We start from the raw sequence: 15,027 nt of genomic DNA on the forward strand, positions 1-15,027 counted from the left end.
GGCGCTTGCCATGCGCACGCCTGCCGAGGCATTCAGATTAGCGGCCTAACCTGAGCAGATTCCGCTGGGTCGATACAATTCTGGGCGGCTGGACGACGAGAACCGGCTGCGTGACCTGGTTCACGCAAGCGGGAGTTGGTTCGCGCAGAAGACCGAACTCCGCCATCGCAGCGACCGGTATCTCTGCGCCACGCTTTGGACCAGCTTCGAGCTACTGGGGGATCAGGAGGCTGCCAAGAACTACGCACGCCGGTTCATGCGCGACTTCGACATGATCTCCATCGAAGCGTCTGGTCATGAGTTGCTTGACCCGGACGAGGTGCTGCCGCGCCGCATTGTCCCGGTTACACCTGAGGACATAATCGCCGTGCATGGGGAACACCGCGCTTGGCTGGAAGAAAGACTGGCGACCCCACATTTCGCCGGCAATGGCCGGACCTTTGTCGTCACGCACCACGGCCCGCACCCGTCCGCCGCAGGCCCGGTCGATGGTCTCACACCAGCCTTCCACTCAGACCTGACCGAAGTCATCGAGCGGAGCGACATCGACACATGGTTCTTCGGGCATTCCCACCGGCGGCTGTCCTCCGTGGTTGCAGGAACACGTATTCAGAACATCTCGATCGGCTACCCCGACGAAGATCATGGCGCCGACGAGGATGACCTGGCGGAGGTCTGCTTCATTGCAGCGGCGCTGGCCACGCAGCCCTCGAGTGAGCTTAGAGACCTGCCGGCTGATAGACAGGCACTCGAGCGAGACTTCGAGTACGCGCTTCGGTGCAGCGAAACCGTCATTCCTGTCCTGGTGGACAAGCTCACACCCTCAACGGGCACCTTTCTGGGCCACGCGTTGAGGGGGTGCGCCTGCCCTGTCGTGCCGGAAGGAGACGCGTACTACGCAACCGATGTCATCGTCGCGCTCGGCCGGACAGCGACACCCGAGCCTCCGGACGTAAATGGGGGCGATCAATGACCATGGGCGCCCTTCTAGGAATTGCAGGCATGGTGATCGGCGCGAGCGCCATCATCCGATCGCTGATGATTTACAGGGAGAGCATCGGCTCTGCCGAGACCGGTCCGGAACGCGTCCGTCGTTTCATCGAAACCGCTCCTCCCCTGCCGAAGCACCTCCTTCGGGTCGACCACGAGAGCGCTGGCACCGACGCGCAGGACCCTTCGACGACGAGAGCCGGCCCAGAAGCATATGGTCACGATCCTCAGGGCGGAAGTCGATGACTATGCTCTCACTGGCACGAGAGTGGTCCGGATTGTTGAGCATGGATGCACTGATCTCGATCACCGGGATGCTCGTCTGCCTGTTCGGCCTCGTCCGTGTCATAGTCGCCTATCGTGGGACTGCACGCTCGGCCGCCCCTGATCCGGACAGGGTGAAGCGCTTCATCGAAAGCGCCCCGCCAATTCAGGCTCCCCCGATCAACGACTCTCTCGCTCCCAGCCCCGGGGGGAGGCGCGCTCGGGCGCAGGACCCGGCCCGCACAAGGTCACAGCATTGCGGTAGATCTGAAACAAGATCCCGAAAAGCCTCCGGCAATCCTAATTCACCGCACCAAAAGCGCAAACCTCACTGAAATCTGCACCAGGCTCCATCCCTGGCCGACGGTGTCACACCCCCACATATCGCACTACCGAAAATGAACTATGGAGAAAACGAACATGGACTATTCACCTGACGACTGGGTGATCCTGAGAGTTTCGTTTGTGACGAGGGACAGAACTTTCACTCAACTCAGAGTGTTGGGCGGCTGGCGCGGGGGGGTATCTCAGTGGGGATGGCTGGCGCATAAACTCCGGCATCCAAGCCATTCATGCGGATGACATCGAATACCGCTTCCTCGGTCAATCAGGTTCCCTCTATCTATGCCGACGCGGCGGATATCGAATGTCACGCATCATGGCGTCTGGCCTGGAAGAGCTGAAGCGGCAACCGACCGTTGTCGACGCAGAGGTTCTGGAAGACCGGAATTGGTTTGAACCAGGGCTCCTTGAAGCACTTCTCTCGACGGCGGCTGACGATACAGCGGCGAAGTGACTTCGCCTCGAGACCTTCGCGAGTCGGCTAGGGGCTTGATGTGCAGGTGTGGGACCTCAGCCGGAAGCGCCGCTGCTCCCGGCCCGAAGGAGACCTTCAGTGCTGGTTCCAATACTGCGTTGCGACTTTCCCGAAAGCAGACATTGCCATGCCAGCGGTCGACTCCATTTTCTTTTGTGTGGAGATGAAGGATTTGAAAAGCTTTTTATAATCGGCTACTCAGTCCGTGGGGCAGCAGGACGACATGGTTTAAGGCGCGAGTCGCGTCTACCTATACGGGACCACTTGCTTTCGTGTGTTTTGCTGTCCCACCATTTCAGGTGCATGCCATGGCTTTCAAATATGATCTCACGCAGGTAGCAAATCGTGACCAGCTCCTGACATTCCTAGGAATAGACGAAGACGCGTTCGGTAAGGTGTTGGCGTTCGATACCGAAGACTATGCTCGAGCCATCAGCTCCGCCAATCTCGAAGCTTACCTTGCCTCTCCGTTTCACCAGCACAAAATTCCCAAGAAAGGTCGAAAAGACCTCTCGGACCGTACTCGGATCGTATGGGAAGCGACCTCGATCTTTGACCGTCAGTACAAATCTACTGCTCGAAGGTTGGACGCGTTTTTCACGTTTAGAGCCAACGGCTTTCCCCATGACAACGCATACGGTTACGTCCGCAGCAGAAACATCCGACAAAATGCAACGCGCCATCTTGGCCAGTCGAACATCTTGAAATGTGACATCAAGAACTTCTTCGGCTCGATATCAGCGCAAACAGTCGCGACGCTCTTCGAGCATTATGGCGTGAAACAAGAAGTTGCTGATACATTTTCTCGCTACCTTACGATTGGAGGGTTTCTACCACTTGGTCTTGCAACGAGCCCCATCATTACAAATGTCCTGTGCATTGGACTAGACAACGAAATGACCGATCTCGCAGGCCGATCTGAAGCGGTTTACACGCGATATGCGGATGATCTGACCTTTTCAGGAAATGGGGACCTTCCTGGTATTGCATCAATCCGTCAAATCGTCAGAAGTTACGGCTTTGATTTAGCTGAGGCCAAGACGCGATACACTAAAATTGGCCAATCGCACTACGTAACCGGCCTAAGTGTTTCAGATCCGTTGGCCCCGCATGCGCCTCGAAAGTTAAAGAAACGGCTTCGCCAAGAACTATATTATTCCAACAAGTTTGGTCTCCACGATCACTTAGCTCGTGTAGGAATTGAAAGCAGCGAACACCAATATGCGATCAACAGCATAGATGGCATGGTCAAATACGTTGCGCACCACGAGCCGAACCAGGCCACAGATCTGCATGATAAGTGGGCTAAAATTATGAAAGATAATGATGCAAGGCCATCATTCAAACCCAAAAACCGTTTCCAGGCCGCTGTCGATGTACTTGTGGATGAGACAGAGTTTATGTGGGGTGGCGAGAGCTACCTCGGGTTAGCTCTCTGTGTAACACAACACGCACAGACGATCGCTAACATCGTAAATGAGACGCTTGCAAATCACCTCGCGAACCCATTGGCTGATGGCGACTTGAACATGATCAGAAAGAACGGCCTCCATTTTAGCGATGCAACTGAGGACCTTCGCAAGACCTTTGTCTCAAGCATGCAGAAAATGCCGTTTAACGGGTATGTTGCTATCGCGCGATTGACAGATCTTGAGGCGTATCAAAAAACCTATCTGAGGTTACTACAATCACTTATCAGGCGGCGGTTGATCGGATGCGATGGTATGTTTGCGTCCTTCCAGTTTGAGAAAACCGACAAGGTTTCCGAATCCGCGATCAAAAGTGTTGTTGAGGATGCTTTCCAAAAGCTTGTTGCAGAGAATAACCGAAGGCCATTCGCGTACAATGTAGAGATGGTCTCAAAGCAGGATTTGTGTATAGCCCTACCCGACTTTCTGCTTGGTACACTTCGGCGGTTTTTGATGATGAAGCCGCGCAAGAACCCGAAAATCCCAGAGCGCCCGGAGATCATGTTCGAGCACCTGCGGGATAAACTGGTAACATTGCTAGACTTGGACGCGGGCGAGGAATTCTCGCGCCGTAAACCCGTTCGTCCACTGTTCGATCGCCAATAAGAAGCAACAGGCGTGACCTGCTCCCTTGCGCGCCCGGACCAAGGCTTCGCCGCCGTCTGTCCTGAATCCGCGCACTTGCCAAGCGCTACTAGCGCGTAGTGTCGGCCCACAGCGGTCTTCCAGTGCGACCGTCAGTGCTGCACCGCAGCTTCACCGGACCCGCCATTCGCTGCGCTTGCAAACCCTGCCGAGAGCGGGAGGGCCGGAGCGCCAGGAAAGCAGCCGCTCGCTCGAAGACGGAAAAGAACGCAAAGCGGAGCAAAAGCGCTTTCTTACTACTTGACGAATCCCCGTTGCACTCGGCTGATTTCTGCATGGATTATGAATATGTGCTTTATGTTGATGAGGCTGGTGATGACGGGCTCACAAAGGTCAAGCCGATTGACCAGAACGGTGCGAGCGAGTGGCTCGTCATAAGTGGATTGATGATCCGGGCACATGATGAGGGCAACTGCCGAAAATGGCTTGATCAGATTCGCCAGGACATTGCTGCTACGCAATCACCAACACTGCACTTCCGAAAGTTAAGTCCATCGAAACAACGACGCGCGGCTGAAATGCTCGCGACGTTTCCGATCAGGGTGTTTTCCGTCTGCTCGAACAAGAAAAACATGCGCGGATACAATAATCAGCGCGCCTCTCAGGCAGGAGGAAAGCAGTGGTTTTATAACTGGGTTGTCAGGATCATGATGGAACGCTCCACGAATTATTGCGCTGACAACTCCTTCCGAAAGCTCGGGAAGCACACCAAGATGAAAGTGGTCTTCAGCGCTAGAGGCGGACACTCCTACGGGCAAACGAAGGCCTATTGGGAGCTCCTACGCTTCCAGGAGATGACCGGACGAACTTACCTCAATTGGCACACTATGAACCACGAAGTGCTCAGTTTCGACTTGGTGGACTACGTCCCGCACTACATGCATGCGGGCCTCCAACTCGCTGACGTAGCGGCAAGCGCTTTCTATCAAGCCGTTGAAACCAGCTCGTCCAGATGGTCTCCCGAGCCAGCCAAGGCACTGTCGCCATGCATGGCAAGACATGAAGGTGAGGTCTGTGATGTCGGTCTTGTTCTTCAACCACATGCGATCGATAAGATTGGCCTATCACGCGATCAGCGATCGATATTCGAACACTATGGCTATAAATTCAGGAGTTAGGTGCGGGTCCCGGCTTGTGTTGATCTGCCGCTAAAGGCCGAAATCCGATGCCCGACCGTCAGCAAACCCGAGCTTCAGCTATCGTGTAGCTCACCAAGGCCCCGGCGCCCCCGCGCTTGCCAAGGTAGCTGTGAGATTTGACAAACTCAACAGGTTATCTACTTGCTTCAGGAAAGGAAGGAGAGCTTCCTCTATGCGTCAGAGCGGCCGCAACGCCTCCATGATCGAGCCTAACAACCAGTCTCGGCTTGGTTCCGGTCAAGCAGTTTCGCGCAGAAAAGGAATGGTTACCCTGCGAGACTACGCCGGGGCCTGGCGCCACGCGTCCGGCCCAAACCTGCCGTTCAGTCCTTGGCCGATCGCTGCGGTGCAGCTTCAACAAACCAGGCTTTCGTCCATCGCGCAGCATTTTCGGAGGATGAAGGTCGGCAGTGCGGACGACGCGGACGATCAATGGGCTAATAACGCTTAACCTGATACCCATTCACTGTCACATAGAAGATTCTCAGACACTTCTTGAATTGCATATTGTGGTCCTGAAACGTTCCAAAGATGTTCCCAGCCACCGGTTGAATATTCGGCAACAATGATCTGCCCTTGCCACCTTTCCAGCCAAGCAATTACCCACTCATAGTCTTCGGGATCCGCTTCATCGGATGGAGTTAAGAAGATGGTAGCTCTTTGAATCATGCATGTCATGACGAGTGAGCCTACATTACCCACGATCGTCCGCAACGGGCTCGAAGCCGACTTACGGCGGTGCAGCGTGCTGGACACCCTGGCGGGTGGGGCTGCCCGGCAGAGACGGCCCAGAGCCGACATTCGCGCCAGGCGCGGCGGATGACCGGTGTCAGCCCAAAGGGATGCTCGTAGAACTGCCAAATGCTGAAGAACGCGATCTATGGGGGGGGGGGGGGGGGCACCAAATGCGGGGACGGAACATCAAGCCCTATTCCCAGTTGTTTCGGGGTCGCAATCAGTTGGGGAGTAGGGCGGCGTTCGTTTCAGGCGCGACAACGTTATAGGGCTGGGCGATGATTTTCTCAAAAGCCGAACTCACACCCTTATCTAGCTCATCCCGTACTCACCCCTCCCTATACTCCCTATGGCAGTTGGCCCGGTATCTAAGCCAAGAGATTTGAGAGGAAAGTCTTTCCTAAATATCGCGAGATACAGCGCTGACAAACAAAAAATCACAGAAGAAACTGCGGCTTGAACGTCCACCTCCCGAAGCTGATGGATCTCCTTAGGGTGTACGAGCTTATTTCTCAGACTGATGGCCGAAGACAGTTCAGACCTCCAAGTTCCTTTCAGGGCATCGCGAAACCCTGAAAAGCGTACAATCAAAAAGTCAACCCTCTCTTCAAGACGGTAATATTTGTCTCTGTCTGTAAGCTTGAATTCCCCCTTGCGAAGGGAAACTTCCTTTTCTGACAGAATGGATCGCTCGCTCAGATCAAAATCGCGATTATCCTTGAAGTGTCCCGATAGATAGTTCAGCTCCGCCTCCAGAAAAAAGAACGCATGAGTTAATGAGGCGCGCAAAAGCTTCTGCCGATTGAATTCATCTAATCCTTCAGCCTTCGACTCCAAGAGAAAAGTTTTGGATGACAGCAACAACTCACGTGAGTACGCTTCAAACTCACTCATCCAAGTTTGGCCCTCATTGCCTTTGCGCGCAAGGAAGCCTGCTTCGCTTCGTAAGTCTGAATAGCCAAATCAACAGTCGGCTTCGAAATGCCCTGACCCTTCTCGGCTTGAAGCCAAAACAACTCCGCAAAACGCCCACGCTCTTTGGCGTCTGTTCGCATTCCAAGCCCACGATAATTTGCAGCATCGGTAGCGTGCCTTCCAGACGCCAGAACTTCCGCACGTAGCGGGTCTTTCGATTTTCCAGATTCTGCGAGAGCGAAATGACGTGCTAGCCGGATATTGTTGTCCTTTAAGCATCCGGCAACGAACGCCCATCCAGCCAATAGTGCTAGGTTCTTCGCTTTGTGACGAGCGTCTGGCGCGCCTTTGTACTTTTTTGTCTTTGCGTCATAAAACGCATTGAGCTGGTTCGTTCGGAGCTTTGCGAAAGCTGCACCGGCCGCTCGAAGCTTCTCATCGCTCCAAAGCTTGGGGTGCTGCCTTTTAACATCGCCCCACAGCTTGGGCTCGCGCTTTCCACTTTCCACCAACTGAGGAGTTGTGTCGACTTTTTCAAAGTCAGTGTCTTTAATCATACCCCCTAGGAAGTAGTTGACGATAAAGGTCCTGCATTCCTTAACAGTGAGAGGATTTGACCGTCCGGGCTTATCTGCGAAATCCTGACCTTCCTCAAGCAAGCCGCAATCTTGAGCCCAATCTCGCAACTCGGCTCCAGCTATTGTTTCAAACATCCTATCCAATAGCTCCTTCGAAACAGAGATATTGGTATTCGATATAATTTGAACATCAAGGCGCTGCTCGTTGTCTAGCTGAAAATACACCTTGACGCCATGCTGAGTATTTACTCCTTCCTCAAGAGCCTCCTCGATCGCCTTGAATCTGTGTTGCCCACCGATTATTTTTAGAGGGTTCTCCCCTGGGGAAAATTCCGCCACAATATTGCTAAAACGCCGTCCTTCATAGGCGTCAGAGCACATCTGTTCGAACGAAGCGTGGTCAGTAACTAAATCCCTATTGGCTCTATATTCTGAAGAATTTTCAGCATCCAATGACACATCCGCTGTTCCATGCTCAATCAGCTTATCAGCAGGTATATGACATTCTATAAAAATAGCTTGTGTTCGACGATCTCGGAGGATTGTCAAATTGTATCTCTCGAGTGGCTCAAAGATATTGGAGAATTTCTCGATATCTCCAGAGTAATCCTCCCAGTCCAAGTCAGCTTCAAAGACGGCCACTCTGAACCCGGTCGCTTCCAAGTCTGTGTCATCCATCGGCGTGCCTTACCCTTTCAGCTTTATAGCCTTTCATTGATGGCAGATGCTGCAGAAGGATGTCCAGCTAGTTTTAGGTATGAAACTCGCTGACTGGGCAGGACGAATATCACATTCGCGGCCTGACTAGCTGCACCGAAAGACAGTGCAAAGGTGGAGGCAGACGGCTGTGAAAGTCAGAAGGTCACAAAATTCAGCGCTGATCGCAAGCGTCCGCTTCATAGGTCACGGGACGACTGCCCCGTTCGCAGCAAGGCCGAGTCCGCTTCCTGCGCACCGCAGACCGTTCGCCCAAGGCGCAGCGAAGGGCGGCTCTCCGCCCTTCGAGCCAGGGCAGATCATCAGTCAGCGCCGGGCGTGAGCGGTGACTATGGCCCCTCGAAGCGAACCATGCGCTCCCAAGAGCGATGACACTTCGTGTATTCCTATCTGGTGTTGAGCCCAGTACCCCAAGAAAGCCTCGGGAGGCGTCACTCAGGTCTGATCTCGCGCTGATGGCGAGCAAGAAGCGTGACCAGTCTTCGGCCGGAAATCACCTTCTGGCGCTTGAGGTGGATGAGGCCCCTTTCAAACGGGTCGAGGTCAACTTCGTCTCCACAGACGCGAGTAATGGCGTCGGCGTAGGCATCTGTTGCTCTGAAGGGCACCTGACAATTTCTCCAACGCTGATATCGGTTCAGTATCGTAGCGACAGTGTGCGTTGACTGCATGGTCTTCATCGGAGTTCCCACCGCTTCCAAGCGACCTCGTGTCCAGGGGCTCACTATCGCAAGCCAGCCCCACTGCGCCATGCTAAGACTCATACGGGGAGAGCACAACGGCACTCAGCCGGATCCGTGGCCCCATGCCACCAGCCGCAGAACCCTCTCCATACGCGAAAGGCGCCGGAGCATCAGCGCCAGCGCCAGCGCCTCCATCACCGTCTTTCAGAGAGCAGCCCAGAGACACCAGGCGGTACGTTTCGCCCCTGACACCCCTTGCGCTGCGCAGACTTATGCTTCCGTTTGCGTATTCATTTGCTTTCTCTGACTACGCCTCGCCGAAGCGATCGGCCTCTCATTCCAGTGGCTTCAACGAGCGCAGCATGCGCACCGTCCAAGCCAGTCCATGCGAGAGCCGATGGTCGGTCGAAGCGTCTCACTGGACCAGATGCCGAAAGGAATAACCGCGAAGCTGACTGAAAGCGGGTGCATCAACGTCCTTCAAAATAGACCTCGGCCGGATCTTGTGGCCTATTCGGCCGCAACTTGATCCCGATTTACAACGGTCAGTGGGTCCAGGCAGAGCGCCGGTCCACGGCGAAATTCTCGGCGTAGCCGCGGGCACGGATGTTGGGCTTGCGGGTCTTCGGCTCCAACACCTGCGCGTCGATGCCCTTGTCCTTGGCATAGGCCAGCGCCGCCTCGCGGCTGTCGAAGCGCAGCCGGACCTGGGCCTGGGTGTCGTCTGACGAGGTCCAGCCCATCAGCGGATCGACCGACCGCGCGCTGGCGGGCGTGTATTCCAGGATCCAGTGCTTCGTCTTGCCCTGACCGGATGACATGGCGGTGCGGGCTGGCTTGTAGATGCGTGCTGGCAAGGCTCGGTCTCCCTTGAACGGGATATGTATCGGAGATTCCCGCGGGATACGCAACGGGGGCAGCGGGCAGGATGGCGCGAATTTTCGGCGCAGGCCTGGGGGCTGGGTGCAAGCAGCCGCGCGTCAGGTCCGACCGCGGGAGCGAGGGGTGGGCACTGACGGTCCGGACACGGTGCACAGGCTGCTTGCGACATCAAAGGTACAGGTCGTTTGTATCTTTCACCAAGTCAAAAACAGGTGTCCATGGCAGCAACGCCAAGACGTGACGTGGTCAAGCGCGCTTGGCCCCCTGCCCCTTCCGGGCTGCAAAGGTCTGTTCGGAACAGCGCCCCCGCGGAATAGACAGCCGTTGTTCCAATCGCTCGCCCCAGACACGACGCCGACGGGCAGACCGACCGGCACGCCACCGCCTCGGTCAGGCGGCCCACCTGCCCTATGACCCTGTCACAGGACACAGCCGCCGCCGCCCCCGCTGGTCCGCAACACGGGCCGGGCCGCCGCGCAGCCAGGCCGCCGGCTCGTGACATCCTGTCAAATTCTGTCGGCAAATGCCGCCGCGGCCTTTGCCCCCCTTGCATCCCCGGCCCCGCGCGACATCTTGGGGGGCAAGGAGTCGGCCGATGCACAACAATTCCCCCGAACAGATGCCCGTCCTGCACGCGCCCGCGCCGGATGTGCGCAGGCGCGAGAAACTGGAGGGCGGCAAGCGCTTCCGGATGCAGACGGAATTCGCCCCGGCAGGCGACCAGCCCACCGCCATCGTGGAACTGTCGCGGGGCGTGAAGGACGGCGAGCGCGATCAGGTGCTCTTGGGCGCCACCGGCACGGGCAAGACCTTCACCATGGCCAAGGTGATCGAGGAAACCCAGCGCCCGGCCATCATCCTTGCCCCCAACAAGACGCTGGCCGCTCAGCTCTACGGCGAATTCAAGGGCTTCTTCCCCGACAACGCGGTGGAGTACTTCGTCAGCTACTACGACTACTACCAGCCCGAGGCCTACGTCCCGCGCAGCGACACCTATATCGAGAAGGAAAGCCAGATCAACGAACAGATCGACCGGATGCGCCACTCGGCCACCCGGGCGCTTCTGGAACGCGACGATGTGATCATCGTGGCCTCGGTGTCCTGCATCTACGGCATCGGTAGCGTCGAGACGTACGGCGCCATGACGCAGGACCTGCATGTCGGGCAGGAATACGATCAGCGCAAGGTCATGGCCGACCTCGTCGCCCAGCAATACCGCCGCAACGACGCGGGCTTTGCGCGCGGCTCTTTCCGGGTGCGCGGCGACGTGCTGGAGATCTGGCCCGCCCACCTCGAAGACCGCGCCTGGCGCCTGTCCTTCTTCGGCGAGGAACTGGAGGCGCTGACCGAGTTCGACCCGCTGACCGGCAGCAAGACCGACAGCTTCGAGCGCATCCGCGTCTATGCGAACAGCCACTACGTCACGCCGCGCCCGACGATGAACCAGGCCGTCATCGGCATCAAGCAAGAGCTGCGCCAGCGGCTGGACATCCTCGTCGGCGAGGGCAAGCTGCTGGAGGCGCAGCGGCTGGAACAGCGCACCAACTTCGACATCGAGATGCTCGAGGCGACCGGCGTCTGCAACGGGATCGAGAATTACTCGCGCTACCTGACGGGCCGCGCGCCGGGCGAACCGCCCCCCACGCTCTTCGAGTTCATCCCCGACAATGCCATCGTCTTCGCCGATGAAAGCCACGTCAGCGTGCCGCAGATCGGCGGCATGTACCGGGGCGACTACCGGCGCAAGTTCACGCTGGCCGAGCACGGCTTCCGCCTGCCCTCCTGCATGGACAACAGACCCCTCAAGTTCGAGGAATGGGACGCCATGCGCCCGCAGTCGGTCTTTGTCTCCGCCACCCCGGCAACCTGGGAGATGGAGCAGACCGGCGGCGTCTTCACCGAACAGGTCATCCGCCCCACCGGCCTTCTGGACCCACAGGTGGAAATCCGGCCCGTCGAGATGCAGGTCGACGATCTGCTGGACGAGGTCCGCAAGGTCACCGCCGACGGCTTCCGCACATTGTGCACCGTGCTGACCAAGCGCATGGCCGAGGACCTGACCGAATACATGCACGAACAGGGCATCAAGGTGCGCTACATGCATTCGGACATCGACACGATCGAGCGTATCGAGATCCTGCGCGACCTGCGCCTTGGCGCCTTCGACGTGCTGATCGGCATCAACCTCCTGCGCGAGGGGCTGGACATCCCCGAATGCGGGCTGGTCGCCATTCTGGACGCAGACAAGGAAGGCTTTCTGCGCTCGGAAACCTCGCTGATCCAGACCATCGGCCGCGCCGCGCGCAACGCCGAGGGCCGCGTGATCATGTACGCCGACCGCGTGACCGGGTCGATGGAGCGCGCGCTGGCAGAGACCGACCGCCGCCGCGCCAAGCAGATCGCCTACAACGAGGAACACGGCATCACGCCCGAGACGGTCAAGAAGAACGTCGACGACATTCTGGCCGGTCTCTACAAGGGCGACACCGACCAGAGCCGCGTGACGGCGACGATCGACAAGGGCCTCGCCGGGGGCAACCTGCAAGCGGTGCTGGACGGCTTGCGCGCCGACATGCGCAAGGCCGCCGAGAACCTCGAATTCGAAGAGGCCGCGCGCCTGCGCGACGAGGTGAAGCGGCTGGAAGCGGTAGACCTTGCGGTCTCGGACGACCCTCTGGCGCGCCAGCAGGCGGTCGAGCGCGCCTCCGAGGCGGCGGTCAAGGCAAAGGGGCGCTCCACCGCTGGCAAGCCGGGACAGCGCGGCGGCAACGTAAAGCGGCGGGGACGGTAACCCCCCACCCTGCGCATGGGCCGGGCCCGGCTTCGTTCTGCCCGGCCCTGCCGACACGGCAGCGCCCCGGCCACCGGTGCGCCGCTGCAAGGCCGGCCCCTGCACCGGCGACCGGCCCGGCACGGCGTCCCATGCCGGACCTCTGGGCAACCGCATCCTGACAGGCTGCGGCCCGTCTTCCGACCGTCCTCCGCCTTGACCTGCCCCCCGCGACATCCCGCCCCGCGATGTCGCGACTGCCTCCCCCTGAAGACGTGGACGCATGCGCAGGGACCATTCTGTCGGGGCACCGATGATCCGCTGCCCGGCACGGCTTTGCGCAGCGATGTCCCGGGCGAGGGGGGCACGGAACAAGAGGCCGCCCCGCCGATCGCAGAGGCCTGCCCCGGCACAGGCGGCGGTTCAAATGGCACGCAACGCTCCCGTCTTGCGCCGGGGCCGGAATCCCATGTCAGCCACCGCGCCGTTTCGGCTAATTTCGTCGGGACCAGAAACCGGCGCCGCCAGCGGTGCGCGACGGAATCGTGACGGCTTTCCGAAAGCAGGCAGGCCAATGTCACAGATTTTCAGCGCAACCGTCACCGGCACGTCATATGCAGGCGGTAGCAGAAATTCATTCGGATGATTGAGACATGACCAGAGAACGCTGGCGCGAAATCCGCGCATTGATCGAACAGGACATCATGGACGGCCTGCTGCAACCGGGAGCCAAACTGCCCACCGAGCCCGAGCTCGCGGCGCTTTACGGCGCGGGCCGCCATTCCGTGCGCCGCGCGGTGACGGCATTGGCCAAGACCGGGCATCTCAGCGTCGAGCAGGGGCGCGGCACCTTCGTGCAGGCGCGCCCGATGATCGACTACGCCATTGGCAGACGCACCCGACTGCGCCGCAACCTCGACCCCAAGGGCATTGACGTGTCCGGCGAAACCCTTGGCTTCGAACGCATTCCCGCGCCGCGCCGCGTGGCGGAGCTGCTGCAGATCGCAGCCGGAGCCGAGCTGATCGCCACCCAGCGCCGGTCTCTGGCCGATGGTCTGCCGGTGAGCATCGGCACGATCTACCACGAGGCCGCCCGCTTCCCGGATTTCGCCGAGCGGCGGCGGGCCATGGACTCGACCACCGCGGTCTACCGCTCTTACGGGATCGACGACTATCTGCGCGGCGACACCCAGATCCACGCCCGCCCCGCCCAGGGCGACGAGCCGCAACGCCTGCACCAGCACCCGGACATGCCGGTCCTGGTGGTCCGCGCGGTGGACACGCTGCTGGATGGCACGCCCATCGCCACCTCCAAGGTGATCTGGTCGGCGGCGCGGGTCAAATTCACGATTTCACCCGGAGAGGATTGATGGATCCACAGGCCCTGCCCGACCACACGCACGAAGAGATGCTCTGCATCCTCGCCCGCGCCGATGCCGCCCGGCTGAAGGCTTTTGCCGAGCCGTTGATTGCGTCGCTTGGCGCGCTGGAGGTGCTGGAGAACCGCACCGGCCTTGTGATGCTGCCCATGCGCGACACCGCGCAGGGCACGCATTTCCACCTTGGCGAGGTGCTGGTGAGCGAGGCCCGGCTGACGGCCTGCGGCCAGGCGGGCTACGGTATGCGCCGGGGGCGCGACCTCGAGGCGGCTATGGCCATGGCGCTGGTGGACCTGTCGGTGGCCGCGGGGCTGAACCACGCCGCCTGCAGCGATTTCCTGTCAGAGGAAGCCGGACGGCAACGTGATGCAGACTGCGAAACCCTGCGCCGGGTCGAGGCCACCCGCGTCGACATGGAGACCTTCTGATGAGCGCCGCCCCCCTTCTGTCCGAGGCAGACAGCCGCACCATTGCCTGCTTCGACGCCCTGATGTGGGCCCTGTCGCGTCCCGGCCTGCCGCGTGACCTGCCGGTGCCCGACATGGCAGGCATCGCAGAGGCGCTGCTGGACCGCGAATGCGCTGCCTATAGCGACGATCCCGCGCTGGCGCAGGCCATCGCCCGGACCGGCGCGGCCCCGGCGGATGCCGCGGCTGCCGATCACGTCTTTGTCGCGGATTTCGTTCCGGCGAAGCTGCGCGCTCTGCGCCAAGGCTCGGACCTGCATCCCGAGGACGGCGCGACGCTGATCACCCGCGCCCGGTTCGACCAGGGCCCGCGCCTGCGCCTCAGCGGGCCGGGGATCGACGGACACGTGGACATCGCGGTCGACCTGCCCCCCGAGACATGGGCGATCCGCCGCGAGATCATGCGCTACCCCATGGGGTTCGAGCTGTTCATCCTGCATGGCACGCAGATCATCGGCCTGCCGCGCACCACGCATGTGGAGGTTCTTTGATGCCCTCAAGCAGCGAAGCGGTAGGGCACCCTGCGTCCTCAAGCAGCGAAGCGATCGGACAGACCGCGTCCTCAAGGAACCAAACC

Annotated in this window: 10 protein-coding genes; 7 read left to right on the forward strand and 3 right to left on the reverse strand. The window is 59.3% G+C overall.

Annotated features, from left to right (window positions below; translation table 11 throughout):
- Positions 1-256 precede the first annotated feature (256 nt).
- From ACN5KJ_RS19325 to ACN5KJ_RS19335, 3 genes are all read left to right on the forward strand, one after another.
- Positions 257-973: a metallophosphoesterase family protein gene (locus ACN5KJ_RS19325; protein ID WP_418595697.1), complete on the forward strand. Its 717-nt coding sequence runs from the start codon at positions 257-259 to the stop codon at positions 971-973.
- 1,406 nt (positions 974-2,379) lie between these two features.
- Entirely contained in the window at positions 2,380-4,146 is a 1,767-nt protein-coding gene (locus ACN5KJ_RS19330; protein WP_418595699.1) for a reverse transcriptase family protein, read from the forward strand.
- Positions 4,147-4,460: 314 nt separating this feature from the next.
- Positions 4,461-5,303 carry a DUF3800 domain-containing protein gene (locus ACN5KJ_RS19335; RefSeq protein ID WP_418595700.1) on the forward strand — a complete coding sequence of 281 codons (843 nt, stop codon included), beginning with the start codon at positions 4,461-4,463 and terminating at the stop codon, positions 5,301-5,303.
- A 1,068-nt stretch (positions 5,304-6,371) separates the two neighbouring features.
- On the opposite strand, the gene ACN5KJ_RS19340 is transcribed toward ACN5KJ_RS19335, so the two are convergent.
- The 3 genes from ACN5KJ_RS19340 to ACN5KJ_RS19350 all read right to left on the reverse strand — a co-directional run bounded on the left by ACN5KJ_RS19340 (position 6,372) and on the right by ACN5KJ_RS19350 (position 9,809).
- Positions 6,372-6,953: a hypothetical protein gene (locus ACN5KJ_RS19340; protein WP_418595702.1), complete on the reverse strand. Its 582-nt coding sequence runs from the start codon at positions 6,951-6,953 to the stop codon at positions 6,372-6,374.
- The gene (locus tag ACN5KJ_RS19345; RefSeq protein ID WP_418595704.1) at positions 6,950-8,230 is read right to left on the reverse strand and encodes a hypothetical protein; all 1,281 of its coding nucleotides are present in this window, start codon (positions 8,228-8,230) and stop codon (positions 6,950-6,952) included. The genes ACN5KJ_RS19340 and ACN5KJ_RS19345 overlap by 4 nt, the downstream gene beginning before the upstream one ends.
- Before the next feature lie 1,267 nt (positions 8,231-9,497).
- Positions 9,498-9,809, reverse strand: a complete 312-nt coding sequence (locus ACN5KJ_RS19350) for an ETC complex I subunit (RefSeq protein WP_418595706.1) — start codon at positions 9,807-9,809, stop codon at positions 9,498-9,500.
- A 620-nt stretch (positions 9,810-10,429) separates the two neighbouring features.
- On the opposite strand from ACN5KJ_RS19350, the gene uvrB reads away from it, so the two are divergent.
- From uvrB to phnH, 4 genes are all read left to right on the forward strand, one after another.
- The gene (gene uvrB / locus ACN5KJ_RS19355) at positions 10,430-12,625 is read left to right on the forward strand and encodes an excinuclease ABC subunit UvrB (RefSeq protein ID WP_418595707.1); all 2,196 of its coding nucleotides are present in this window, start codon (positions 10,430-10,432) and stop codon (positions 12,623-12,625) included.
- Positions 12,626-13,257: 632 nt separating this feature from the next.
- Positions 13,258-13,974: a phosphonate metabolism transcriptional regulator PhnF gene (phnF, locus tag ACN5KJ_RS19360; RefSeq protein ID WP_418595709.1), complete on the forward strand. Its 717-nt coding sequence runs from the start codon at positions 13,258-13,260 to the stop codon at positions 13,972-13,974.
- Positions 13,974-14,411: a phosphonate C-P lyase system protein PhnG gene (locus ACN5KJ_RS19365; RefSeq protein WP_418595711.1), complete on the forward strand. Its 438-nt coding sequence runs from the start codon at positions 13,974-13,976 to the stop codon at positions 14,409-14,411. Before phnF ends, ACN5KJ_RS19365 begins: the two co-directional genes overlap by 1 nt.
- A complete protein-coding gene (gene phnH / locus ACN5KJ_RS19370; RefSeq protein ID WP_418595713.1) occupies positions 14,411-14,941 on the forward strand; it encodes a phosphonate C-P lyase system protein PhnH in 531 nt (176 codons plus the stop codon). Before ACN5KJ_RS19365 ends, phnH begins: the two co-directional genes overlap by 1 nt.
- Positions 14,942-15,027 lie beyond the last annotated feature (86 nt).

Source organism: Ponticoccus sp. (in: a-proteobacteria) (genome assembly GCF_048381735.1).